This window comes from Paenilisteria newyorkensis, from assembly GCF_000766145.1.
GTDB classification, from domain to species: Bacteria; Bacillota; Bacilli; order Lactobacillales; family Listeriaceae; genus Listeria_A; species Listeria_A newyorkensis.
In genome coordinates, this window is sequence record NZ_JNFB01000035.1 from 188,425 (window position 1) to 211,861 (window position 23,437).

24 protein-coding genes and 1 riboswitch are annotated in these 23,437 nt (G+C 44.0%); of the genes, 1 reads left to right on the forward strand and 23 read right to left on the reverse strand.

Going from position 1 to position 23,437, the window contains the following annotated elements:
- Nucleotides 1–4: 4 nt before the first annotated feature.
- From aroH to EP58_RS11690, 19 genes are all read right to left on the reverse strand, one after another.
- Nucleotides 5–367, reverse strand: coding sequence for a chorismate mutase (gene aroH, locus EP58_RS11600; RefSeq protein ID WP_241481019.1), 363 nt, complete (start codon nucleotides 365–367; stop codon nucleotides 5–7).
- A 7-nt stretch (nucleotides 368–374) separates the two neighbouring features.
- Nucleotides 375–1,460, reverse strand: coding sequence for a 3-dehydroquinate synthase (gene aroB, locus EP58_RS11605; RefSeq protein ID WP_036093595.1), 1,086 nt, complete (start codon nucleotides 1,458–1,460; stop codon nucleotides 375–377).
- Nucleotides 1,461–1,462: 2 nt separating this feature from the next.
- On the reverse strand, nucleotides 1,463–2,629 hold the full coding sequence (gene aroC / locus EP58_RS11610; protein WP_036093596.1) for a chorismate synthase: 1,167 nt from the start codon (nucleotides 2,627–2,629) through the stop codon (nucleotides 1,463–1,465).
- A 245-nt stretch (nucleotides 2,630–2,874) separates the two neighbouring features.
- Complete coding sequence (gene ndk / locus EP58_RS11615; protein ID WP_036093597.1) at nucleotides 2,875–3,318, reverse strand: nucleoside-diphosphate kinase; 444 nt, start codon at nucleotides 3,316–3,318, stop codon at nucleotides 2,875–2,877.
- A gap of 11 nt (nucleotides 3,319–3,329) precedes the next feature.
- Nucleotides 3,330–4,295: a heptaprenyl diphosphate synthase component II gene (gene hepT, locus EP58_RS11620; protein WP_036093598.1), complete on the reverse strand. Its 966-nt coding sequence runs from the start codon at nucleotides 4,293–4,295 to the stop codon at nucleotides 3,330–3,332.
- Nucleotides 4,296–4,304: 9 nt separating this feature from the next.
- Nucleotides 4,305–5,018, reverse strand: a complete 714-nt coding sequence (locus EP58_RS11625) for a demethylmenaquinone methyltransferase (protein WP_036093600.1) — start codon at nucleotides 5,016–5,018, stop codon at nucleotides 4,305–4,307.
- 16 nt (nucleotides 5,019–5,034) lie between these two features.
- Nucleotides 5,035–5,799: a heptaprenyl diphosphate synthase component 1 gene (locus EP58_RS11630; protein ID WP_036093601.1), complete on the reverse strand. Its 765-nt coding sequence runs from the start codon at nucleotides 5,797–5,799 to the stop codon at nucleotides 5,035–5,037.
- Nucleotides 5,800–5,887: 88 nt separating this feature from the next.
- Nucleotides 5,888–6,454 carry a GTP cyclohydrolase I FolE gene (gene folE, locus EP58_RS11635; RefSeq protein WP_036093602.1) on the reverse strand — a complete coding sequence of 189 codons (567 nt, stop codon included), beginning with the start codon at nucleotides 6,452–6,454 and terminating at the stop codon, nucleotides 5,888–5,890.
- A 376-nt stretch (nucleotides 6,455–6,830) separates the two neighbouring features.
- Complete coding sequence (locus EP58_RS11640; RefSeq protein ID WP_003720260.1) at nucleotides 6,831–7,106, reverse strand: HU family DNA-binding protein; 276 nt, start codon at nucleotides 7,104–7,106, stop codon at nucleotides 6,831–6,833.
- Nucleotides 7,107–7,516: 410 nt separating this feature from the next.
- Nucleotides 7,517–8,500: a tyrosine-protein phosphatase gene (locus EP58_RS11645; protein WP_036093759.1), complete on the reverse strand. Its 984-nt coding sequence runs from the start codon at nucleotides 8,498–8,500 to the stop codon at nucleotides 7,517–7,519.
- A 308-nt stretch (nucleotides 8,501–8,808) separates the two neighbouring features.
- On the reverse strand, nucleotides 8,809–9,828 hold the full coding sequence (locus tag EP58_RS11650) for an NAD(P)H-dependent glycerol-3-phosphate dehydrogenase (protein WP_036093603.1): 1,020 nt from the start codon (nucleotides 9,826–9,828) through the stop codon (nucleotides 8,809–8,811).
- 197 nt (nucleotides 9,829–10,025) lie between these two features.
- Nucleotides 10,026–11,336, reverse strand: coding sequence for a ribosome biogenesis GTPase Der (gene der / locus EP58_RS11655; protein ID WP_036093605.1), 1,311 nt, complete (start codon nucleotides 11,334–11,336; stop codon nucleotides 10,026–10,028).
- A 342-nt stretch (nucleotides 11,337–11,678) separates the two neighbouring features.
- Nucleotides 11,679–12,827: a 30S ribosomal protein S1 gene (gene rpsA, locus EP58_RS11660; RefSeq protein ID WP_036093606.1), complete on the reverse strand. Its 1,149-nt coding sequence runs from the start codon at nucleotides 12,825–12,827 to the stop codon at nucleotides 11,679–11,681.
- Nucleotides 12,828–13,105: 278 nt separating this feature from the next.
- Nucleotides 13,106–13,780 (reverse strand): (d)CMP kinase, encoded by a 675-nt coding sequence (gene cmk, locus EP58_RS11665; RefSeq protein ID WP_036093607.1) that lies wholly within the window; start codon nucleotides 13,778–13,780, stop codon nucleotides 13,106–13,108.
- 22 nt (nucleotides 13,781–13,802) lie between these two features.
- The gene (locus tag EP58_RS11670) at nucleotides 13,803–14,765 is read right to left on the reverse strand and encodes an asparaginase (protein ID WP_036093608.1); all 963 of its coding nucleotides are present in this window, start codon (nucleotides 14,763–14,765) and stop codon (nucleotides 13,803–13,805) included.
- Nucleotides 14,766–14,846: 81 nt separating this feature from the next.
- Complete coding sequence (locus tag EP58_RS11675) at nucleotides 14,847–15,629, reverse strand: LysM peptidoglycan-binding domain-containing protein (RefSeq protein ID WP_236637256.1); 783 nt, start codon at nucleotides 15,627–15,629, stop codon at nucleotides 14,847–14,849.
- Nucleotides 15,622–16,215, reverse strand: a complete 594-nt coding sequence (locus EP58_RS11680) for a CPBP family intramembrane glutamic endopeptidase (protein ID WP_036093609.1) — start codon at nucleotides 16,213–16,215, stop codon at nucleotides 15,622–15,624. The genes EP58_RS11675 and EP58_RS11680 overlap by 8 nt, the downstream gene beginning before the upstream one ends.
- A gap of 9 nt (nucleotides 16,216–16,224) precedes the next feature.
- A complete protein-coding gene (locus tag EP58_RS11685; protein ID WP_036093611.1) occupies nucleotides 16,225–17,625 on the reverse strand; it encodes a RecQ family ATP-dependent DNA helicase in 1,401 nt (466 codons plus the stop codon).
- A complete protein-coding gene (locus EP58_RS11690) occupies nucleotides 17,616–18,626 on the reverse strand; it encodes a YpbB family protein (protein ID WP_036093613.1) in 1,011 nt (336 codons plus the stop codon). Before EP58_RS11690 ends, EP58_RS11685 begins: the two co-directional genes overlap by 10 nt.
- A 171-nt stretch (nucleotides 18,627–18,797) precedes the next feature.
- On the opposite strand from EP58_RS11690, the gene EP58_RS11695 reads away from it, so the two are divergent.
- Entirely contained in the window at nucleotides 18,798–19,046 is a 249-nt protein-coding gene (locus EP58_RS11695) for a ferredoxin (RefSeq protein ID WP_036093614.1), read from the forward strand.
- A gap of 15 nt (nucleotides 19,047–19,061) precedes the next feature.
- On the opposite strand, the gene EP58_RS11700 is transcribed toward EP58_RS11695, so the two are convergent.
- The 4 genes from EP58_RS11700 to EP58_RS11715 form a co-directional block, all read right to left on the reverse strand.
- Nucleotides 19,062–19,670, reverse strand: a complete 609-nt coding sequence (locus EP58_RS11700; protein WP_036093616.1) for an ECF transporter S component — start codon at nucleotides 19,668–19,670, stop codon at nucleotides 19,062–19,064.
- 249 nt (nucleotides 19,671–19,919) lie between these two features.
- Nucleotides 19,920–20,045: riboswitch (FMN riboswitch) on the reverse strand.
- 64 nt (nucleotides 20,046–20,109) lie between these two features.
- Complete coding sequence (locus tag EP58_RS11705; protein WP_373862723.1) at nucleotides 20,110–20,619, reverse strand: acyl-CoA thioesterase; 510 nt, start codon at nucleotides 20,617–20,619, stop codon at nucleotides 20,110–20,112.
- A gap of 27 nt (nucleotides 20,620–20,646) precedes the next feature.
- A complete protein-coding gene (locus tag EP58_RS11710; RefSeq protein WP_036093762.1) occupies nucleotides 20,647–22,428 on the reverse strand; it encodes a HAMP domain-containing sensor histidine kinase in 1,782 nt (593 codons plus the stop codon).
- Between the two features lie 112 nt (nucleotides 22,429–22,540).
- Nucleotides 22,541–23,260 (reverse strand): response regulator transcription factor, encoded by a 720-nt coding sequence (locus EP58_RS11715; protein WP_036078261.1) that lies wholly within the window; start codon nucleotides 23,258–23,260, stop codon nucleotides 22,541–22,543.
- Nucleotides 23,261–23,437: the final 177 nt, after the last annotated feature.

Genomic DNA, 23,437 nt, shown 5'->3' on the forward strand with positions numbered 1-23,437 from the left:
CCCCCTACTTCGCCAAATCTGGTCGTAAAACCCGTGCACCTTCTAAATAAATATGAGCCACATCTTGTTGCCCGACTTCGCCAACCTCCGCGTTCACCATTAAGCGAATACACATCGCCAGTGCCCCTGCTACTGGAATTTCCATCACACCCATAATTGGTACAAACTGAAATCCAGCTAATTCACGAATTGGTTTGGCAGGAAACGCCGCATCAATATCACCCGTTACCGATGTCAAAACAGACGATATCGCATCTGGTTTCAAATCATTTTCCGTCACGATTGCCTGAAATAACTCGATTGTTGCCTTGTAAATTGCTTCCGGCGTATTCTCCGTCACTGTTGTTGCCCCTCTAATACCTCTGATCATTTCTCTACGCCTCCTGACTCACTCTTCTAAATGTTGCCTCTATCACATCATCCGACACTTTTTGAATTTTCGGTTTGCCAATTTCTTCAAGCAATATCATTGTTATTTCGTTAAATGTCGTCTTTTTATCATGCTTCATATTTTCTAGCAAAACAGCAAAATCAAGATTCGCCGGTAAGTGTACATCATATCCCAACGCCGCAAGCCATTTGAGCAGTCCCTCTTTATCAAAAGTCAGACCTAACAACTGCTCACTCATGTCCAGCGCGTAAACCATCCCGAACATAATCGACTCCCCATGAAGCCATTTGCCAAATTCGCCGTACGCCTCAATCGCATGCCCCATCGTATGCCCAAAATTCAAATATGCGCGCACCCCTTGCTCCGTCTCATCCTGCGACACAATCTCCGCTTTAATCTCGATACCGCGCGCAAGATAGTTCGTCAAATCCACGCGATACAAATCCATCGGCGTTTTGTACGTTGCCATCAATTCCACAAGCAACGCCGGATCCTGAATCAACGCATGCTTCACCAGCTCCGCAAAACCAGAACGCATCTCCCGCTCCGAAAGCGTCCCCAGTAAAGACGTATCATAAATCACGGCCTCCGGTTGATAAAAATTCCCAACCATGTTTTTGCCTAGCGGATGATTAATCGCAACTTTCCCGCCAACCGCACTATCATGCGCCAAAACGGTCGTCGGAATTTGATAAAACGCAATGCCTCGCATATACGTCGCCGCAACGAAACCACCAAGGTCTCCAATCACGCCACCACCAAAAGCAAGCAAGACCGATTTGCGATCCAGACCAATCTCAATCGCCTTCGTCATAGCATCCTCATACACCGCAAATGTCTTCGCTTCTTCACCAGCAGGCGTCACATAATACGAAACCTTTTCAAGTGGCGCCAACAATTCGTTCATTTTTGCCATATGAATTTCCGCGACATTCGCATCCGTCATCACAAACACCTGCGAAAAACGGCTCAGCTCTGCAACCAAGCTTTCCGCCTGCTCACGTAGCGCATTCTGACTGATATAGACCGGGTACACCTTATCCTTCGTCGTCACCGTGATTTCTGCCATTTTTAAAACTCCTTCGTCATAGCGCGATGCTCTTCCACATGCGCCCGTAGTACGTCAAAACGATCGCTATCAAATTTCTCCAAAATCGCTTGCGCTACTTCCCATGCAACAACCGCTTCCGCGACAACACTCGCCGCAGGAACCGCACAACTATCAGAACGCTCCACACTCGCGTTAAATACTTCCTTCGAGTCAATATCCACACTTTGAAGAGGCTTGTATAACGTCGGAATCGGCTTCATAACACCGCGAACCACAATCGGCATCCCGTTCGTCATTCCACCTTCAAAACCACCAAGATTGTTCGTGCGTCGCGTATAACCATCTTCCTCCGACCATAAAATCTCATCCATGACCTCACTACCAGGTTTACGCGCCGCTTCAAAACCAACGCCAAACTCCGCGCCTTTAAACGCGTTAATGCTCACGATTGCCTGCGCAATTTTTGCATCGAGTTTGCGATCCCATTGCACATAACTTCCAAGCCCCGCAGGCACGCCGCCAACGACAACTTCGACAATGCCGCCAATCGTATCGCCATTTTTCTTCGCTTCATCGATTTTCTGCTTCATCTCTTCCTCTTTTGCCGTATCCAAACAACGCACTGATGACGCCTCAGAAATCTCTTGAATCTCCTTGATTGAGTAATCACGCGTCAATTCCGCACGCACGCCGCCAATTTCGAGCACATGTCCAGCGACTTCGATACCAAGCTCAAGCAATAATTTCCGAGCAATCGCGCCAGCGGCCACACGCACCGTAGTTTCGCGAGCCGAAGAACGCTCCAATACATTACGCATATCACGATGTCCGTATTTCATCCCACCAACCAAATCTGCATGACCTGGGCGTGGACGAGAAACTTTCCGCGACGCCTCTTTTTCCGCAGGTACCGGCTCAATACTCATCACCGTTTCCCATTTTTTCCAGTCTTTATTCTCCACAAAAATAGCAACAGGCGAGCCCATCGTTTTACCGTGACGAACACCTGCTGAAATTTGCGCACGATCCGTTTCAATACGCATCCGCGCCCCACGTCCATGTCCACCTTGACGTCGCTTCAAATCCCGATTAATATCCTCCGCCAAAAGTGGCATCCCCGCTGGCAATCCCTCAATAATCGTCGTAAGTCCTGGGCCATGTGATTCTCCCGCTGTTAAATATCTCATTTTTCAACTTCCTCTCCATCTATTTAATCTTTCCTCTATTTCAAAAATAAGCATCGTCATTTTAGCGCTTTAAAGTGTATGTGTAGTATCATATCATAATTTGCCACCCACGTAAACAGGAAAAGCGTCAAAACGCACGAAATACACAAAAAGCGCTCCTATTTGGAAGACTTGCGAACTTCCGGCTCTTTCCGTACATTCCGGTTCACTCCAATCTCCAAATACAAACGCCTTCGCATCATTACCTATAACCACACATCTATTGCTTTATCATACGACAGCAACTCTTCTGCTTTGAAAAACAAACCAATCTCGCGCACCGCACTTTCGACCGAATCCGAACCATGAATCACATTCCGATTCATATGTACCGCGAAATCCCCGCGAATCGTTCCCTGCTCAGCTTCAAGCGGATTCGTTTTGCCCATCATGAGGCGCGCAATCGCAACTGCCTCGTCGCCTTCCCAAACCATCGCAAAAACTGGACCAGACGTAATAAATTGCAAGAGGTCTGGAAAGAATGGCTTACCGACATGTTCCGCGTAATGTTGTGTTGCCAATTCTTCATCGATGCGCATCAACTTTGCACCAACTAATTTGAGTCCTTTTTTCTCCAAGCGCGCCACGACTTCACCAATCAAGCCACGCTCGACACCATCCGGTTTTACCATCAAATACGTTCTCTCCATCTTCCTACCTCCTAGTATTTTCTCTTATCCAAAAATTGCACAATCTGCTTCAACGGTTTCAGTTCCTTCGACGGCGGAAACTCCTCTAAAATCGCAATCGCCTTTTGCAAATAGCTCTCCGCGACCGCTTCTGATTTCTTAATCGCTCCGGATGCCTTGATTTCCGCAATAAACGCTTGCATCTCATCCTTTGTCGTCTGCTCCGTAATCCCGCGCAACTTCACCCGAAAAGCCTCGTCCTCCATTGCAAAAAATACTGGCAACGTAATATTCCCTTGTCTTAAATCGTCCCCAGCTGGCTTACCAAGTGACTTCTCTGATCCAGTAAAATCAAGAACGTCATCCGTAATTTGGAACGACATCCCGACATAATACCCAAACAAAAACAGTTTTCGATGCATTTTCGGATCCAGTTGTGCTACAATTCCACCCAGCTGGCAACTCGCCGCAATCAAAAGCGCTGTCTTTCGCTTAATCCGGCGCAAATACGTCCGCACATTTTGATTGAAATTATATTTGGCGCGCAATTGTTCAATCTCACCAACAGCGAGCTCCACAGTCACATTCGAAAGCACTTGATGCGCCTCTGGATTCAGGATTTTTGTCATATATTCCAGTGACTTCGCAAACAAGAAATCTCCTGTATACATCGCAACATGGTTTCCCCACTTCGATTTGATTGTTGGTCGGCCGCGCCTCACATCCGCATCATCCACAACATCATCATGCACGATCGAGGCCATATGTATTAACTCTACTGCCACCGCCGCCTGCTCTACCTGATTCCATTCAAACTGACCAAGTCTCGCTGTGAGGCACACAAAAATCGGTCTAATCCGTTTTCCGCCAGCATCTAGAAGTTGTAAAGCCGCCTCCTCAATCAAAGGGGCCTGTTCGGATGCAACAGCTCTGCGCAATTCCTCTTCGATCGCTGCAACATCCGCCTGAATATTAGAATATAGAAAATTAAGTTTCATCTGCCCCACCTATTGTTCTTTCTTTTTGTACCCAAAATGCGTCGCGCTTGCCCCACCACTATGCGGAACGTAACGGACATGATCGAATCCAGCGTCTTGGAACATATCAGCTAATTTTTTCATACCAGGGAAACTTCGTGTTGATTCTTCCAACCACGCATATTCCTCATAGCTTTTCGCAAACAATTTACCCATCAAAGGCATCATATGGCGGAAATAAAAGAAGAATAACTGATTGTAACCTGGAATCGTCGGCGTTGATGTATCCAAACAGGTCAACAAGCCACCTGGTTTCAACACCCGATACATTTCACGCAAAACCGTCATATAATCCGGCACGTTACGCAAACCAAAACCAATCGTCACGTAGTCAAACGAATCATCCGCAAACGGCAATTCCATCGCATTCCCGTGCATTAGCGTAATATTAGAATACGGCGAGTCCAGTACTTTTTCTTGACCGACCGCCAACATATTCTCACTAAAATCCAGACCAATAACCGAACCTTCCACACCTACCGCTTCCGCCATCGCAAGCGTCCAATCCGCCGTCCCACAACAAACATCAAGCGCTGAGGAACCAGCCTTCACGCGCATAAAATCCATCGTTGTTTGACGCCATTTCGCATGTAAATGAAAACTAATCAAGCTATTCATTCGGTCATAGCTAGGAGAAATTTTTTCGAACACATTATGAACTTTCTCTTCTTTCGTCTCTATCATACCCATCATTTCTCCTCTATTGTCCGAGTAGCTCTTGCAAACGTTTCTCTGTCATGTCAGAAATAACTAACCCGTCTATATTTGCCTTGATTTCAGCCTTCAATGTCACAATCAAATCCTCTAACCACATTGCAAAATCAGCCTGTGCATTTAACGCCATATAGCCGTGTTCATAGGCCGCCTCAAACAGCGAGCTCCCAGTCACCAACCAATTTTTGCGTTCTTTCAAAAGGTATGTTAACAGAATCGCGCGTGCTCCAACAAACGTAAAAGTCTCATCGCACTCGAAATAAGTCGCAAACTTAGAAAAAATGGCCGCTTTTGACATCACTAAATGCGCTAAATAATCCTCATCACCAGTAATATGCAGCTGATAAAGGTTGACCTTCGCCTCATTCGTCTCCTGAACACCACGCTGTAAAGCCGCCAGCAAGTCAATCATGCCAAAATCAGCCAACGCCCGATAATACAGGCTACTATAGAAATCCCCAGCAAGCACCGTTAACTGCCGTTCTTGCCACGTCTTTTGCCTCACATCACTCGGCTCATCAATCCCATCATGCGTATCATGAGCTAAAATCACATATAGCGTCGCACCAATCACTTGCTGAGCCACACTATCCTCTAAATCAGTCCCTCTAATCGCCTCATGTAGCCACAACATCTGATCCTTGTCCATTTTTGGCCCATCAAAATTGTCACCCAAAAACCGATAAGCTGTCTGATCTAAAACAAGTGCCTCTACCTGCTTCAACTGCGCTACGCCACCTTGATAACTCATTTACAAAATCCCCTTCAAATCTCGTTTATCCTGTACCTTAAATTATACCATAACTCCTTCAAAAATCGCTATCAGCTTGGTTAGCCGTTTAATTCTTAATGAGCGCCATAACCTCACTACGCAGCTTATCATCGTTTCTAAAAGCCCCACGAACAGCGCTTGTAACCGTTCTAGCACCTGGTTTATTGACACCACGGATAGTCATACACATGTGCTCCGCCTCTAAAATAACCATAACACCAAGCGGTTTTAATTTATCCATCATAATTTCTGCTACCGTTGTCGTAATACGCTCCTGCAATTGCGGCCGTTTACTCACATCATCCACCACACGCGCAAGCTTACTAAGCCCAGCCACTCGACCATTTTGCGGCAAGTAAGCCACATGCGCCACACCAAAAAACGGTACTAAGTGATGCTCACACATCGATGAAAACCGAATATCTTTCACTAAAACAAGTTCCTCATGCTGCTCCTCAAAAACCGTATTAAAATGAACGGAAGGATCCTTTTGCAATCCAGAAAAAACTTCTTCATACATTCTTGCAACACGCATTGGCGTATCAAGTAATCCCTCACGTTCCGGATTCTCTCCAACCGCCTCTAAAATAACTTTGACTGCATCCGCAATCTTTTGTTTATCTATTTGCTCCATAATAATCCCCTTTATAACCAGTCTTTATCTACCTCGTTATTTTAACATAGCAAGCAAACCAGGTAAACGTTAATCACTCATAGTCTTGTTGCGACAACAGATAAACCGGCGACAAGCGCTTGCAATCAGCAAATGTAGTAGACTTCCGGTTCCTACATACAAAGGCATGTTCCACTTTGTTATGGTTCTTTGAAGGGAAGCCAATTAGAACCTAAATAGGCAAAAGAATGCATTGAATTTGCCATCCTCGTTCCGCCAAAATCGGGAAATACAAACACCATTGCTCGTTTTTTTGTGAACTAGTAAACTTGAATTTTAGCAACAAAAAAAGGAATTCCGAGGAACTCCTTTTTTTGTGCTTAAAAAGTGTATGTAGTTATTTAACAGCTTCTTTAAGCGCCTTACCTGGTTTGAATGCTGGAACTTTGCTTGCAGGAATGTCAATCTCTTCCTTCGTACGTGGATTGCGTCCTTTACGGGCAGCACGTTCACGAACTTCAAAGTTACCAAATCCGATTAATTGAACTTTTTCACCTTTAGATAAAGAAGTTTGGATAGTTTCAAAAACAGCTTCTACAGCTTTAGCAGCGTCTTTTTTAGAAAGATCTGCAAGTTCTGCTACGCTATTTACTAAATCAGTTTTGTTTGCCATTGTTTTTTCACCTCCTTAAGAGAATAATACCAAATGAGCAGGTCTTCCTTAACACTTGTATTATCCATTTTCCAAAATAAGCTAAACTTCTATGGAAATTCTAAGAAGAATTTCGGCTGGAATGGCGTTTTATCGCCGTTTCAGTGATTCTGATAAAAGATTATCACATTATCCTTACAACTGCAAGGATTTAGAAGCGAAAAGCTTTATTTTTTACAAAAAAGTCTCTCCATCATTCTCCTAGTCCTAGTTCTGGAAACGTGATTGTATCAAGCTGTTAAGCATAATACTAACGCGAGAGACCTATAATAGCAAGTAAAAACACACCAAATAAGAAAAATAGTTCAAATTCCTTAAAAAACGAGCGAAAATCGGCGCTTTTGCCTGACAACTCTAGGTTTCAACTACTATTATCCTTCTAACATCATAGACTGGAATTTTGCCTTTTTGGAAGCGCTAATCCCAATTCCTTTTTCTAAATAAGCATCTACTGAACCATATTCTTTTCGCATCTCATCAAATGCAATTTCTAAATAGGCGGGTTTTGCTTCTGCCATTGGTCGGAAATTCTCTAGTTCTATTTTTTTGGTACTCCCAGAGAAAGCCTCCACCAAACCTTGCATCTCACCTAAAATGGCATCCGCATATTGGTTCGTAAGCTCGTAATCCGCTAAAATCGTCTTTTCTGGTACATCCAGCAACTTCAGTAAAAGTGCGCCTAAAACGCCTGTGCGGTCCTTTCCAGCTGTGCAATGGAATAGAAACGGCAAATCCGCTTGATCGATAACATATTCCAAAATTTCGCGAAAACCATCTTTAGACTGCACGAAAACGCGATAGCTTTCTCCCATCAACGGTTCATAAACACGATGATCCTCTGGAATATCCATTTTTTGCGTTTCGCTCGACTCATTTTTAGCCGTTCCAATCGGAATATGACGGTTCGCAATGCCTGGAATAGACGGGGATGGTTTCGCCGTAATCTCGGACGTACTACGCAGATCGCAAATCCACTTTATTCCCATCGTTTCGAGCGTCTTTTCATCCTTAGCCGTTAAATTCGTGAGGAGCGAAGAACGGTATAATTGCCCCCATTTCACTGTTTTTCCAGCTGTATTCACGTAGCCACCTAAATCTCGGAAATTGAAACAACCCTCTAGTGGAATAATTCGCTCCCCGATGACTTCCGTTGCACCATCTGGTTTTTGAATTGTGAAAAAGACTGGTAAATCCTCTGTTAAAAGTAGCAGATGTGTCTCTTGGTCGGTGACTAATAATTGTTTTTTGGAAGCGCTAGGCTCTGCTGTATGGCCCTGAAAAATCGTTGAACCGACTGGAATATCGCCTGGTGACCACGTAAGCGACAATTGCGTTCCTGTTCTTTGGACTTGTATCATTGTTATCCCTCCGAATTTGTATAGATTTTAACTCTATAGTAACATAAAACCTCCTACAAACGAATCTGCAGGAGGTTTTCAGCGTGTCGACAAACACTCATTGTTGGGGTTGTCCGAAGTAGAACGAGTTACAACTTCAATATGCAGGAGAACGAAGTGAGCCTGTAACCCTTGTTCGTTAAAAGCTCCGTTCCAGTGCTCTCGTACCTAAGTACGCTCCGCGCTGGTACTCGCTTTTGCCTAGAAACTAAGCATTGGTCGACACGCTAAAGTTTGGAGAAATATCGTATAAAGCAGTTTCTTCATCAATATTCTTCTTTTTCAAGCTTGCGATCGCGCCCCATCAGGCGGTCAACGGCAATCTGAGGGTCTTCTTTTTCAAATAGGACTTGGTAGATGGCTTCTGTGATTGGCATGTCAATATCAAGCTTTTTCGCCCATTGGTGAACGGCTTTGGCTGTGCGTACGCCTTCCACGACCATTCCCATATTTTCGAGCACGCGTTCTAAGCTCTCACCTTTACCAAGCATATTCCCTGCGCGCCAGTTTCTCGAATGCACGCTCGTACACGTAACAATCAAATCGCCAATTCCGGTCAGTCCATAAAATGTCTGTGGATCAGCACCAGCCGTTACGCCAAGTCGCGTAATTTCAGCCATACCGCGCGTCATGAGAGCCGCTTTAGCATTATCGCCGTAACCAAGGCCATCTGTGATTCCAGCGCCAAGTGCGATAATATTTTTCAAAGCACCTCCGATTTCAGCACCAATCACGTCTTCATTCGTATAAATCCGCAAATTGTTGTTTAAAAAGGCATCCTGCACAATTTCTGCTGCTGCTAAATCTTTACAACTCGCGCAAAGTGTCGTCGGATGATGACGGACAACTTCTTCGGCGTGGCTAGGTCCAGATAAAACAATGAGTGCAGAACGTTTCTCAGGTGCAATTTCTTCCTCAATTACTTGCGTCATCCGTAAGTTCGTATCAGGCTCGATACCTTTACTCACGTGTACAAGCAATGTCGGTTCTTTTAAGGCATCATTTAGTTGACTACAAACAATCCTCATAGCGCTCGTCGGAATCGCAATAACGACCATCTCTGCGCCAGCTAGGGCTTCCTCCAATACGAGCGTTGCCCGCATCTTCGGCGAAAGCGTCATATCAGGAAGATAATGTTGATTGGTATGCTTTGTATTCAGTTCCTCAACCACTTCTGCGTGATTTCCCCAAATAACAACATCATGCCCATTTTCAATCAAAACTAGCGCCAACCCAGTGCCCCAACTTCCAGCACCAAGAACAGCAATCTTTTGTTTTTTCGTCATTAAACCGTCACTCCTTTACATTGATCAAGTAGGAGCTACACTTCGCTTTATACAAATCGAGCGAAAGCGTTTGTATTCAGGAGATTCGGCGGAAGCCGGAAGCGGAGCGTACTGGTGTACGTGAGAACCGGAAGTCCGCCGAATCTCCTGAATGCGAGCGCTTGCCGCCGATTTACATAGTGTATGCTCTACACTAGTTACTTTCTTTGGCGTGCTATTAAGCGAATTGGCGTGCCATCAAACGGGAAGGCTTCGCGAATTCGGTTTTCTAGGAATCGTTCGTAAGAGAAATGCATCATTTCTGGTTCGTTTACAAAGACTACAAATGTTGGTGGTCTAACCGCAACTTGCGTCGTATAGTAGATTTTAAGTCGTTTACCTTTATCCATTGGTGACGGGTTCATCGCAACGGCATCCATGATTACATCGTTCAATAGACTTGATTGTACGCGTAAAGAATGGTTGTTACTGATGTCGTTAATCATTGGGAATAGGTTGGTCAAGCGTTGTTTCGTTACCGCTGACACGAAAACAATCGGTGCGTAAGATAAGAACAAGAACTGCTCGCGAATATCTTGAATAAACGCGTTCATTGTTTTCTCGTCTTTTTCGATAGCATCCCATTTATTCACGACGACTAAAATACCGCGCCCTGCTTCGTGTGCATAGCCTGCAATTCGCTTATCTTGCTCACGAATGCCTTCTTCCGCATTTAGCACAACTAAAACAACATCGCTTCGTTCAATCGCTCTCATCGCACGTAGTACGCTATATTTTTCCGTTGATTCATAGACTTTTCCGCGTTTACGCATCCCCGCCGTATCAATCATCACGTACTCTTGCCCTTCAAATTCATAAGGCGTATCAATCGCATCACGCGTCGTTCCAGCAACATCCGAAACAATGACGCGTTGCTCACCTAATAAAGCGTTCAAAATGGAGGATTTACCAACATTCGGACGGCCGATTAGAGAGAATTTGATAACATTCTCATCGTATTCTTCTTCCTCACGTTCTGGGAATTTCTTAAATACTTCATCAAGTAAATCTCCAAGCCCCAAGCCATGCGATCCCGAAATTGGGAATGGCTCGCCGAATCCAAGCGAATAGAAATCATAAATCTGATCACGCATCTCTGGATTATCGACTTTATTAATCGCTAAAACAATCGGTTTTTTAGATCTGTATAAAATTTTGGCCACTTGTTCATCGGCATCTGTTACGCCTTCACGACCATTCGTAATAAAAATGATAACGTCTGCTTCATCAATCGCGATCTCTGCCTGCGCCTTGATTTGCGCTAAGAATGGCTCGTCTCCTAAATCGATTCCACCTGTATCAATAATATTAAAATCACGTCCAAGCCAATCAGCCGAATTATAAATCCGGTCCCGCGTGACACCTGGAATATCCTCCACAATCGAGACACGTTCGCCAACGATGCGGTTGAAAATAGTGGATTTGCCGACATTCGGACGACCGACAATTGCTACTACTGGTTTAACCATTATTTCACCTTCTTTTTCTTTAAATTACTTCAGACTTTCTTTAGTTTAACAGTAAACACGCCTAGTATCAACTTAAATTTCACAAATAAAAAGCGGGGAGCTCGTAACACGTAAACAATACGTGATACGAGCTTCCCGCCCTAGCGGATAAAAAACTTTCAGCGTGTCGAGAAACACCCATTTTCGTCGTTAAAAGCTCCGTTCCGCTGCTCACATACCAAAGTATGTTCCGCTTCGGTACTCGCCTTTGCCTAGAAACTAGGTATTTCTCGACACGCTGAGGTTTGGTAGAAAATCATGTCAAGCCGTTTTTCTACAATCCGAAAGTTAACACTTTATCGCTTATTTATCGTCTGTTGTCTTTAGATTCTTTAATTTGTCACCGATTAAATCTCCAAGTTGGAATCCAGTGTTTTCTTCTGGCAACTCATAATCAGCAACCTCAGCAGGCGCTTCTGTCAACTCTTTAATGCTAAGTGACAAGCGTTTGTCTGCCTCATTCACATCTAGCACTTTCACTTCAATTTCTTGGCCCTCTTTTAATACTTCTTGAGGTGTACCAATATGTTGATGCGAAATTTGAGAAATATGGACTAATCCTTCGACACCAGGGAAAATTTCCACGAAGGCACCGAATGTCACAAGACGCGCTACTTTACCTTTTAGAACAGAACCAACTGGCGCTTTTTCAGAGATATCATCCCAAGGGCCTGGTTGTGTTTCTTTAATAGATAAAGAGATGCGTTCGTTTGCTGGATCGACACCGATAACTTTTACAGTCACTGTTTGTCCTTCTTCTAAAACATCAGATGGTGCCGCGATATGTTGGTATGAGATTTGGGAAATGTGAACCAAACCGTCAATGCCGTTCATATCAACGAAAGCGCCGAAGCTAGTCAAGCGTTGAACCGTACCTTCGACAACATCGCCTTCTTTAATTTCATTCAAGCGTTCTTGCTTCTTACCTGATTTCTCAGCTTCGACAACAGCACGATGCGATAAAATCACACGGTTATTCTCTGGCTCAAATTCTACCACTTTAAACGTCAAAGTTTGGTCTTTATACGACGCAAAATCTTCTACAAAATGGTCTTCTACAAGGGATGCTGGCACGAACGCACGCACGCCAAGATCTACTACTAAGCCGCCTTTGACAACATCATTCACGACTGCTTCGAATACTTCACCGGATTCGAATTTTGCTTTAATATCATCGACAGATTGAAGCGCGTCTACTTTACGTTTTGATAATACCAACACATCGTCTTCTACTTTCAAAACGATTAAGTCTAACGTATCGCCAACACTCGCCACATCAGATGCTTGCTCAATATGAACATTAGATAATTCACTGATTGGGACAACACCATCTAGTTTGGAATCAGGAATACCAACGTAAACCTGTTTATCCTCTACACTAGTAACAGTACCAGTGACTTTGTCGCCTTCTTCAAAATTTCTAACTTCTACATCATTTAATTCTTCAGACATGCATAGCCCTCCTCTAAAAACGTTTATCGTAAGCTAGGATTCCCCAAGATTGACTGTTTCAAAAATAAGTAAGCGCAAAAAAGCGATGAAATAAGCATGAATACGACTTCAATCTAAAATGGGTTTTCAAAAATCCTGTTAACGAGATAAATTCTCTCTCTACTAACTTCCTACAAATACGTTCATTTGTCAAGTTTTTTAGGTCGAATTCACGTGATTTTTCTTACTAAAAATAAAAATAAACTGTATATCTAGACTTCCGCAGAAAATGTATAGACTTACTCGGTGATTTTTTCTTCCGCTAATTGGTGAATTGCTGTTGCTACTTCCGCAATTGTCATTGATGTCGTATCTAGCTCAATCGCGTCTTCTGCCTTCTGTAATGGCGAATGTTCTCTCGTATAATCAAGATGATCGCGCTCTTCTATCTCTTTTTTTAATTGCTCCAAATTGCTCGGGAACCCTTTGGAGACATTCTCTTTATAACGACGCTCTGCGCGCTCATCTACGCTCGCTAGTAAGAATATTTTCAGCTCTGCATGTGGTAACACGGCTGTACCGATATCACGACCGTCCATCACAATCCCGCCTTCTGCCGCGAAAACTTGTTGCCGCTTTTGCAGCTCTTCTCGAACAACAGGATGTGCCGCCACTTCGGATACGTTCGCCGTTACTTCCAACGAACGGATCACTTCCGTCACGTTTTCTCCACCAATAAATACTTGCTGTACTTCCCCCGGCTCAAAGCGAATCGATGTCTCCTGCAACATGTTCCCTAGCGCCGCTTCATCATTCAAGGCCACTTTTTGCGAAATCGCAGCATACGTTACAGCGCGGTACATGGCGCCTGTGTCGATGTAAATATACTGCAATTCCTTCGCGACAATTTTTGCCACCGTACTTTTTCCCGCAGCAGCAGGTCCATCAATCGCGATACAAATCTTTTTACTCATTTTATGGTTCGACTCCTTCGTCTTATCTGAAATTAGTTTGGCAAATTTCTTCTTCCGCAGCGATTAAAACTGCTAATTTCATGCGTGCCTTTTTGCTATCATAATCTTTTCCAAGAATGACTCCTTTTTTATAGAGATCGTACGTGCTGCCTTCGTAATCATAAGTCGTGTAAACATTGCCTTCTTCCGCGCTTGTTGAAATAACGATTGGAATTTCTGCAGCTAACGCACGCTCAATTGCTGGCATCATCCTAGGCGCCACTTGACCACGCCCCACGCCTTCCAACACGATTCCATCCGCGCCAGCTTCACGTGCGGCATCAATGAACAATCCATCCGCTTCCAAATAGCATTTCACGATGTAAATCGAGGGCATCGCGCGTTTAATAAGGTAAGATTCATGCTCCACAGGCTTCTGATATAGAAAAACTTGATCGTTATCGATGATGCCTAAATAGCCAAATCCGAATGCACCGAATCCTTGAATATTGGACGCGTGCACTTTCTTGACATAACGCGCTGCAAAAATACGCTCATTAAAAACAACAACCGTCCCAGTATCCCGCAATTCTTTCACGCTCGCCGTATAAATCGCATGCCGAATATTAATATACGCATCTGACCCAGCTTCACCAGGCGCCCGCTGCGATCCCGTCACGACAACCGGTCGCGCATCACTAATCGCCAAATCCAGAAAATAAGCCGTCTCCTCCAGCGAATCCGTGCCGTGCGTCACAACAATCCCGTCGTATGTATCATCCTCGAAAATTTGCATCACCAAGTCTTTTAGCGACAACAAATCTTGAAACGAAATATGCATCGATGGCAACTGAAACGTCGAAAAAATCTCAACCTGAATCTCTGCCGGTAGTTCACAAAGCTCCGCCAATTCTTGCCCCGAAAGCTCTCCTGAGGCCAAACGTCCCGACTCCGTCTTCGTACTAGCAATCGTTCCACCAGTCGTAATCAAAGCTACTTTTGCCAAAAAACACACCTTGCTTCCCAGAAAAAAATCGAGAAAAACGGTTCACTGTCATTCTCGATTCTTCTTATTTTTTTCACATGCTTATTGTGGAATCTTAAGCACTGTTCCAATCGGCACGTTATCATTCGTTATGCCATTCGCTTGCTTAATTTTTGCGACATTCGCGGCCACGTTTGTATTACCGTAAGCTTGACGCGCAATTTTGTAAAGGGTATCCCCAGCAGCAACCGTGTGAGACGATGCAGCCTCATTTGCAGCTTTCTCTTCGGCATCCTTTTCTTTTTGCCTTGCTTCAGCTGCTAGACGATCTTGCTCTGCTTTTTTCGCAGCAGCAGCTTCGGCTTCTTCTTGTTGTTTACGCGTTTCTTCTGCTTTCGCAGCGGCAATGCGATCTTGCTCCGCTTTTGTAGCGGCGGCTTTCTGTGCTTCTTCTTCCTTCTTCTTAGCCTCTTCTGCCTGTTGTTTCTCGAGCGCTGCCTTCTTATCCGCTTCTTCTTTCGCTTTTGCCTCTGCGGCCGCCTTTTCTTTGGCTTCTTTTATTTTTTCTTCATTGCTCGAGATATTGACTTCTTTCGTCTTCGTTGTCTCCGTTTGGGCATTCTCCGTCGTCACTTTGTCATCACTATTGGAGCCAAAATTAAGCACGAACAAATACACACCTAAACACACAATCGGGATGAGCAAAAAGAAAATAATTAATAAATTCAATATTGGATAGCGGAAAATAGCTTTTTTTGATTTATTAGCGCGTCTGCTTTGGGAACGTGATGGGATCGAATCAATATAATCATCATCGTACTCGTCACCTAATTGTTTAAATTCTTGATCGTCTTTTCCCATGTGTTCGTCTTCTTTCTTAACCACGCGCGACCCCTCCTTCATTCTGATATCTATTTCTCATATCTAGTGCACCAATAAAATTGAATACGATATGAAACATTATTACGGCAATTAAATTCTGATTACTGAATTGAAATAGTCCTGCAATAATTATACTAGTTATTATAACATTGAACAACAAATATCCTTTATTTAAATAGCGAAAATGCACAAGCACGAACAAAATCATACTCGCCCAAAAACCGAAATAAACTTGGATAATACCACGAAAAATAAATTCCTCCGTCACGCCAATCAAACAACAAAGCAAAAATATATCTAGCGGTTTCCGGTTCCGAAAAATAAGCCGATTCAGCCCACCATCATCCGTTAAGCGTTCTGGCAACAAGCGATCCAACCAAGCATTAAGTCCCCCAAACACACACGCCAAAGCGACGCCTAGGAAAACAGAAACCCAATCAAAGCGCAATTGCCCCATCCAATTTAAAATACCAGTACTGATAAAAATAATACCAATTCCGAGTAAAATTAACAACCCATTTTGCAATAAAAAAACGCGCGTTATTTCTTTTTTGGACATATTTTTCATCGTTTCTACCGCATTGGCCATACGTTGCCCTCATTTCAATAAGTATTCCAAATATTTCTGCCAGTCCTGCTGCTGCTCAATCGTTTCATTCTCCCCCTCAAAATCCGCGTAATCCACACCACAAACATCGCAACAATCGGAAACTGCCTCCTGTTTCGCTTCTTCCTCAAAATAATAACGAACAAACTGGCGCCGACACGTAATTCCTTTTATAAAATTCAAAAAGGTATAGAGATTTTCTCGTTTCCAACGCTTACGAAACTGGATTTTTTCCTTGATTTGGTTGGGCGTTAAACCCAGTTCCCGATAAAACTCCAGAAAGCGCCGCTCCGTTATTGGCAACTGCTCCGTTAAAGCAGGACTCAGATGCACCAACTCTTCTTCCGGCAAATCACGATCCTGCAATTGCAATTGAATCGCCTCATCCCCGTCCGCGTACAACAAAATCGCAATACTCGGCGCACCATCTCGCCCAGCGCGACCAATCTCCTGCAAATACGCCTCCAAATCCCCCGGCATATGAAAATGAATCACATAACGAATATCCCCTTTATCGATGCCCATTCCAAACGCACTTGTCGCACAAATAAGGTGTAGCTGATTCTGAATAAACTGCTGCTGAATTGTCACACGATCCTCACCGCTCATATCTCCGTGATAAAAAGCCGTACGCAATCCATGCTGTTCCGCAATCTCAAACGCATAACGCTCCGCCAATTTCTTACTAGAAAAATAAACAATACCAGGCCCTTTCAACGAACCAGTTAACTTCAAAAGCTGCGCTTGTTTCTCAAGCCTCGAATCCAACTTTTGCACATCCAACGCGATATTCGGTCGATCCACAGAATGAATCACACCCATACATGCCTTCAAACGCAACTGATTTTTAATATCCGCGCGTACTTTCTTCGTCGCTGTTGCCGTCAAAACGAGCGTCACCGGAGAGCCAAGTTCCTCTCTAACAGCGCCAAGCTCCAAATAATCCGGCCTGAAATCATGCCCCCACTGCGAAATACAATGCGCCTCATCAACCACAAAAAGTCCAATCGTTAAACGCTGAATCGCCATCCGAATCTGCCTGTTAGCAAGCATTTCTGGGGAAACAAAAATAAATTTATACGCCGATAAATCCTCGAGCGCATGCTGTTTCTCCTGCAAACTCAAAAAACTGTTCAGCGCCACCACACGTTTTTCGCCATTGGCCCGCATCCGCTCCACTTGGTCTTGCATCAATGACAAAAGCGGCGACACAATAAGCACCGTGCCATCTAGCAAATACCCCGACAACTGATAACATACCGTTTTTCCAGTCCCCGTCGGCAGCATCGCAAAACAATCTTTCCCATCTAGCACATGCGCCACCACTTCACGCTGACCTACTCTAAAATCACGAAACCCTAAAAAACGCTCTAATTCCTGCTCTAACTGCATATGACGCCACTCCTTCTAGCAATCAGCGCTACTCTAATTTGAAAATAATCCAATGCTGGAAAAGCCTGCTTAATATCCTTTAACGATCGCCATGGCTGCTGTGACATCGCCGTAATCATCGCGCTATCCACCCAAGAGCCCACATTGAATCCCGGAATCGTCGCCGCAATTTCCACAATATGATCTTGAATCGTACTCTCCTTCAAATGCCTAATCCCCGCCATATTCTCAAACAAAACACCTTGTTCCGCCAATTGCCACGTTTTCCGAGCCGAACTCGTCAATCCTTGCGCTGCATCCGGCATTAGCCCATTTAAAAGCGGAAAATCCAACACCAACCGACCAAACAAGCAATGTAAACCATTCAACCATGCAAAATAATACTGCCAAGGTGTCACGCCTAGTTCTGAAGCCACTTGAAGCGCCGTTTTGCCGATGTAATCCCCACCAGAAAAACGCGGCACATAAAGCGCACCATCCACCTGCTCTAACCACTGCTCCAATTCCGCATAAAAACGCCCGCGCACAGCCTCTTTTGTATCGCCTACCAAATGATCAGCCAGCCAACGTTTCACCGCCCACTGCGCCGCCTCATCCCGAACAATCGGCAAATAATGCTTCTGCTCATGTTTAAAATTACTAAAAACCTGTATCGCCAACAGCAATCTTTCAAAAAAAGGCCCCGTCCGATTCTGATACAAAAACCCATCTATGTACGGAAAACGCATCCTAAAAGGCGTCTCGATTTCCGTCACTAAACCAACACCATCTTCCGTTATCTCGAGCAAACCATCCTCCTGCATCCGCTCCAACCTAGCGTCAAAACTCACCTGTCTTAGCGTCGGCACACAGCCAAATAAAGGCGTCACTTCAAATAAATGCGAATCCTGCACCGCCTGCCCCGTCCGTTTCCCCGTCGCAACCGCAAACAAAAAAGCTGGTTTTCGTTTCAATGGAAATGATGCAATAATCGCCAACAAATAATGATCTAATTCATCCATCCCAACCAGCCCCTTCCCGTTCTTTTCATCTATTCTAACACGAAAACATTTGTTCGACATCCCTATTTGCCAAAAAAGTTTTTTAACCCCTTATTAGACACTTTCTCCAAATGGTTCTATAATAACAAGGAGAAGCGTTTCCCAACTAAAAATCAGGAGGTGTCAAAAAACATGAAATATACCATCGTCGACCAGTCTACATGCATCGCGTGCGGCGCCTGTTCCGTCCACGCTCCCGCTATTTTCGACTACAACGACGAAGGCCTAGCCTACAACACACTCGATCACAATAGCGGCAATACCCCTATCCCCGCGCAGCTCGAAAACGACGCCACCGACGCCGAACAAGCCTGCCCATCGCTCTCCATAAAAATAGCGGACCACCCATTTCAAGGCGACCCGCTAAAATTTGAACCCTAATTATCTCAAAAAGCATTACACAACGCCGTGGTGCTTTTTATCTTTCTTCACTCTTAATTTTACAATCGTATTTTTCAAAATCCACGATCGCATTCTACCGTAAACAAGGATGAATACCGCTCCTACAACGACACCTTTTAGCAAGTTAAACGGTACAATCGCCGTCGTAACAAGCGCTGCAATATTCGTTCCTGCAGGCAAACCACCGACCGTGATATAAAACGGTAATAAGATAAAGTAATTAAACAACGACATCATGACCGTCATTGTCACCGTCCCAATCCCAGCACCTAAAATCATCGCTTTCGTCGAGCGTGTGTAGCGGAAAACATAGTAAATTGGTAGCACGAAACAAATACCAGATAAGAAATTCGCTAATTCCCCGATTGGAACCCCAACAAAACTCCCCGTCACTAAATACTCCAACACATTCTTCACAAACTCAATCAACACAATCGCGAGCGGTCCAAATAATAAACCGCCAATAATAGCAGGAATATCACTGAAATCCAATTTTAAAAATGGTGCACTTGGCAATAGTGGAAACTGAATTAACATGATGACAAACGCCACCGCTCCCAATACTGCAATACTTACAAACGCCTTTAAAGAATACTTCTTCATCAAAATCACTTCTCCTTAGATGTTCATCCTAAGAATCTGCGGTTTCCCTTTATTAATAACCACACGAACACGAAAAAAATCCCTTCGAAAATGCAATCGAGGGATGGTATGTGAAATTCCAAACAAGCATAGTACATTCAAATAAGACTCCAGAAAACCACGCTAAAAAACCGTAGCTCAAAAACGTCCCATCCAAAAAGACCATAACTAGCCAATTTTTCAAGTAAGTGCGCCAAAAAGTAAGCGAACCAACATCTCCTCCCATCCAGACTATACTGTCGGTTTTGGAATTACACCAAATCAACCATCTCAAAAAGAAACAGTTCGTGGACTTTAACCACCGGTCGGGAATTACACCCTGCCCCGAAGATGAACTATATTTTATTGTATTACGTTCGTTATTGTACCATAAGCCGTGCCATCATGCAAAACCACTTGCTTATCCCCAAGGAATTTCGGTCGAAAGGGAAGCCGCAAGTTCCCGACTCTGCGTCAGACGCTTCTTCCTTGCCAAACTACGCTCTTGCGCGTCACGGCTAATCATTTTCTCCTCATCCGATTGCGCGACAACGGTTGGAACCTCAACTGTTTTGCCATTATCATCAATCGCGACAAACGTTAGAAATGACGTCGCCGCCAAATAACGATCGCCATTTTTCAAGTTTTCCGCAATCACTTTCACGAAAATTTCCATCGACGAGCGTCCCGTTGAAGCCACGTAAGACTCTAAACATACCGAGTGATCATTTTTGATAGGTTGCAAGAAATCGACCGAATCCGTCGAAGCTGTCACAATCCCCGTCCGGCAATGACGGGAAGCGCTGATAGATGCTGTATCGTCAATATAGGTCATCAGACGCCCACCGAAAAGCGTATTATGATTATTCGTATCGGATGGAAATACCCGACTTGTCTTAATTACCAATGAATCTTTACAAAATTTTTGCATGCGTTCTGTCAATTTCATCAAACTCCTTTATATATCTGTGGAAAGCGGCAATGTGACAATAAATGTCGAACCAATGCCTAGATGACTCTCCACCGTTATTTTACCATTATGCGCTTCGACGATATTTTTTACAATCGATAAACCTATACCCGTACCCGTTTTCCCGCGCGTTCGTGCTTTGTCCGCTTTATAAAAACGCTCAAACAAGAAAGGAATATCGGCCTCTGGAATACCGCTTCCGTTATCAATAATTTTAATCACGAGCTCATCTGAGTGGAAATCCGCCGTTTCATGCACTTCCACAACACCCTCGTAGTCCTCTCGCCCCGTGTGGCGAATCGCATTCATGATCAAATTCACCAATACCTGCTCCATTCGATCTGGGTCAAATGTATACTCCAAATCATGATCATCCATCACCAACTGCAATTTCACATTGTTATCCTTCGCCAACACTTCAAAATTGGAGACGACTTTCTCTAAGAACGGCGCTACCTGCAAGCGCTGTTTATCCAACTGCTCAAAACCAGCTTCCATCCGCGCTAAATCCAACATATCATTCACAAGGCGGCCAATGCGCAGCGACTCATCATAAATAATTTGCGCAAATTCACGCACCTCTTCATCCGTCTGCGCCACACCATCAATAATCGCCTCACTATAGCCTTGAAGCATCGAAATCGGCGTCCGCAGCTCATGCGACACATTGTTCACAAAATCCGTCTTCATCTTCTCCAGGCGCTTCTCCTCCGTCATATCCCGGATTACCGTTACGATACTCCGAATGTCGTCCCCATTATAAAGCAACGTCAAAATTGCGACATAAGTCTGGTCTCCAAACACAATTTCCCCAACCTGCTCCTCACGCGTCTCTAAAATATTCGTCAGCATTAAATCCAAGTTTGGCGGGATCAGCACTTTGTCCTCGTTTTCCATCGAAAAGAACCAATCATGCAAAAACTGTTCCGCCGGCGGGTTACTCAAAATAATCGTCTTATCGATGTTAAATTTAATAACACCATCCGCCATCCCAACTAAAATATTGGACAACTGCTCCTTCTCCTGCCTCAGCGCACTAATATTGTATTTCAGTTGTTGCGCCATCTTGTTAAACGCAATCCCCAAATCTCCAATCTCATCGTGCGTATACGTCGGCACCCGATTATCAAAATTCCCCTTCGAGACCGCAATCGCGACCTTCTTCATTTCCCTGAGTGGGTAAGCCATGCGCGACGATAAAATAAACGACAAGACAGACGTCACTAAAATTGCCACAATCCCAGATATGAGCAACGTTTTCGTCACTTGACCTGTCAATCTCAAAATATCATCATACGACCTATACACATAAACCGTATTAATATGACCGTCTAACGTCTTAAAACGCTGGGCCCCCATATGTACCGATTCATCATTACTTTCACCGTAGAAATTATATTGCTCCAGGATAAATTTTCCCTCAGCTAAATGGTCATTCATTTTCTTGTCCGCGAATAAATGCGAATACGCTCCACTATCCAAATGCATCGATGTCTGTTTAGAAGCCACCACTTTCCCATTCTGTTCGACGATGACACCTATCGACTTATCCAATAATTGAAAAGCAGATGAAAGCGTGTCAGTATCCGTACCCTCCTCAATTAAATTCCCGATATGCTCCGTCGTCGCCTCAATGCCACCAGTTATTTGCTCTGTATTCTGGTCTTCATAAACAATCGCAATAAAAAATCCGGTTGCCACTAGAACTCCCGTTAGTAGAAGAATAATCGTTCCCCATATTTTTCCAACGATACTATGCCAAAATCTCATTGTCACCAGCCCTTTAATCCGAATTTCAAGCACCTCGTTGCTTGCTGTTTTATGTAGTAATATCAAGAAATAGATAGGCATTGTTAACCTATCTATTTCTATATGGACTATTTTACTCTGTTTCTGTCACTTCAAACTTGTAGCCTAAGCCCCAGACGGTCACAATCATTTTAGCTGCTTCCTCTGAAACATCGAATAATTTCTCGCGGAGACGTTTCACGTGTGTGTCAATCGTACGCAAATCCCCGAAAAATTCATAACGCCAAACTTCTTTTAGTAGCGATTCCCGATCAAACACTTTGTCTGGCGATTTCGCTAAGTAATATAATAAATCATACTCTTTCGGTGTCAAATTGATTTCTTGGCCTTCCACAATAACTCGGTGCGCCTCATTATCAATTTTTAAGTGTGGGAAAGTAATAATATCACCTGGTACGCTCGTTGCAACAGGTTGGCTATGTTGTTGCGCGCGTCTTAGAACAGCTTTGACACGTAGGACAACTTCGCGTGGGCTAAACGGTTTCACGATATAATCGTCTGCGCCGACCTCAAATCCTTGCACGCGATTTGCTTCCTCGCCTTTCGCTGTCAACATAACAACCGGAGTCGCTTTATATTCACGCAATTCACGACAAACCTCAATGCCGTCTTTTCCTGGCATCATCAAATCAAGCAAAATGACATCATAACTATTATCAATTGCGAGCTGTAACGCTTGATCTCCATCACTAGCTTCTTCAATTTTATAATTCTCACGTTCAAGATACATCTTAAGTAAACGCCTGATCCGGTCTTCGTCATCCACAACGAGAATTTTAACTTGCTCACTCATAGGTAATCATCCCCTTACTCGTTTCTCTAAAAAAGGAAACTTATTTCGGTATGTATTCATATTCCCTAGTCTTTCGTACCTTTTTATTGTCATTTTGTTCACAACTTTACTATAGCACAGACAACCCCAAATTAAAAAAAGAAAGCTACTATCTTGGACAAATTATACATGCTTTTT

Excerpts from the sequence above, each read along its gene's own strand:
- aroB (WP_036093595.1), bottom strand. The coding sequence starts at position 1,460 with ATGGCAGAAATCACGGTGACGACGAAGGATAAGGTGTACCCGGTCTAT.
- aroC (WP_036093596.1), bottom strand. The coding sequence starts at position 2,629 with ATGAGATATTTAACAGCGGGAGAATCACATGGCCCAGGACTTACGACG.
- ndk (WP_036093597.1), bottom strand. The coding sequence starts at position 3,318 with ATGGAGAGAACGTATTTGATGGTAAAACCGGATGGTGTCGAGCGTGGC.
- hepT (WP_036093598.1), bottom strand. The coding sequence starts at position 4,295 with ATGAAACTTAATTTTCTATATTCTAATATTCAGGCGGATGTTGCAGCG.
- EP58_RS11625 (WP_036093600.1), bottom strand. The coding sequence starts at position 5,018 with ATGATAGAGACGAAAGAAGAGAAAGTTCATAATGTGTTCGAAAAAATT.
- EP58_RS11630 (WP_036093601.1), bottom strand. The coding sequence starts at position 5,799 with ATGAGTTATCAAGGTGGCGTAGCGCAGTTGAAGCAGGTAGAGGCACTT.
- folE (WP_036093602.1), bottom strand. The coding sequence starts at position 6,454 with ATGGAGCAAATAGATAAACAAAAGATTGCGGATGCAGTCAAAGTTATT.
- EP58_RS11640 (WP_003720260.1), bottom strand. The coding sequence starts at position 7,106 with ATGGCAAACAAAACTGATTTAGTAAATAGCGTAGCAGAACTTGCAGAT.
- EP58_RS11650 (WP_036093603.1), bottom strand. The coding sequence starts at position 9,828 with ATGACGAAAAAACAAAAGATTGCTGTTCTTGGTGCTGGAAGTTGGGGC.
- der (WP_036093605.1), bottom strand. The coding sequence starts at position 11,336 with ATGGTTAAACCAGTAGTAGCAATTGTCGGTCGTCCGAATGTCGGCAAA.
- rpsA (WP_036093606.1), bottom strand. The coding sequence starts at position 12,827 with ATGTCTGAAGAATTAAATGATGTAGAAGTTAGAAATTTTGAAGAAGGC.
- cmk (WP_036093607.1), bottom strand. The coding sequence starts at position 13,780 with ATGAGTAAAAAGATTTGTATCGCGATTGATGGACCTGCTGCTGCGGGA.
- EP58_RS11680 (WP_036093609.1), bottom strand. The coding sequence starts at position 16,215 with ATGGCCAATGCGGTAGAAACGATGAAAAATATGTCCAAAAAAGAAATA.
- EP58_RS11685 (WP_036093611.1), bottom strand. The coding sequence starts at position 17,625 with ATGCAGTTAGAGCAGGAATTAGAGCGTTTTTTAGGGTTTCGTGATTTT.
- EP58_RS11690 (WP_036093613.1), bottom strand. The coding sequence starts at position 18,626 with ATGGATGAATTAGATCATTATTTGTTGGCGATTATTGCATCATTTCCA.
- EP58_RS11695 (WP_036093614.1), top strand. The coding sequence starts at position 18,798 with ATGAAATATACCATCGTCGACCAGTCTACATGCATCGCGTGCGGCGCC.
- EP58_RS11700 (WP_036093616.1), bottom strand. The coding sequence starts at position 19,670 with ATGAAGAAGTATTCTTTAAAGGCGTTTGTAAGTATTGCAGTATTGGGA.
- EP58_RS11705 (WP_373862723.1), bottom strand. The coding sequence starts at position 20,619 with ATGCAAAAATTTTGTAAAGATTCATTGGTAATTAAGACAAGTCGGGTA.
- EP58_RS11710 (WP_036093762.1), bottom strand. The coding sequence starts at position 22,428 with ATGAGATTTTGGCATAGTATCGTTGGAAAAATATGGGGAACGATTATT.
- EP58_RS11715 (WP_036078261.1), bottom strand. The coding sequence starts at position 23,260 with ATGAGTGAGCAAGTTAAAATTCTCGTTGTGGATGACGAAGACCGGATC.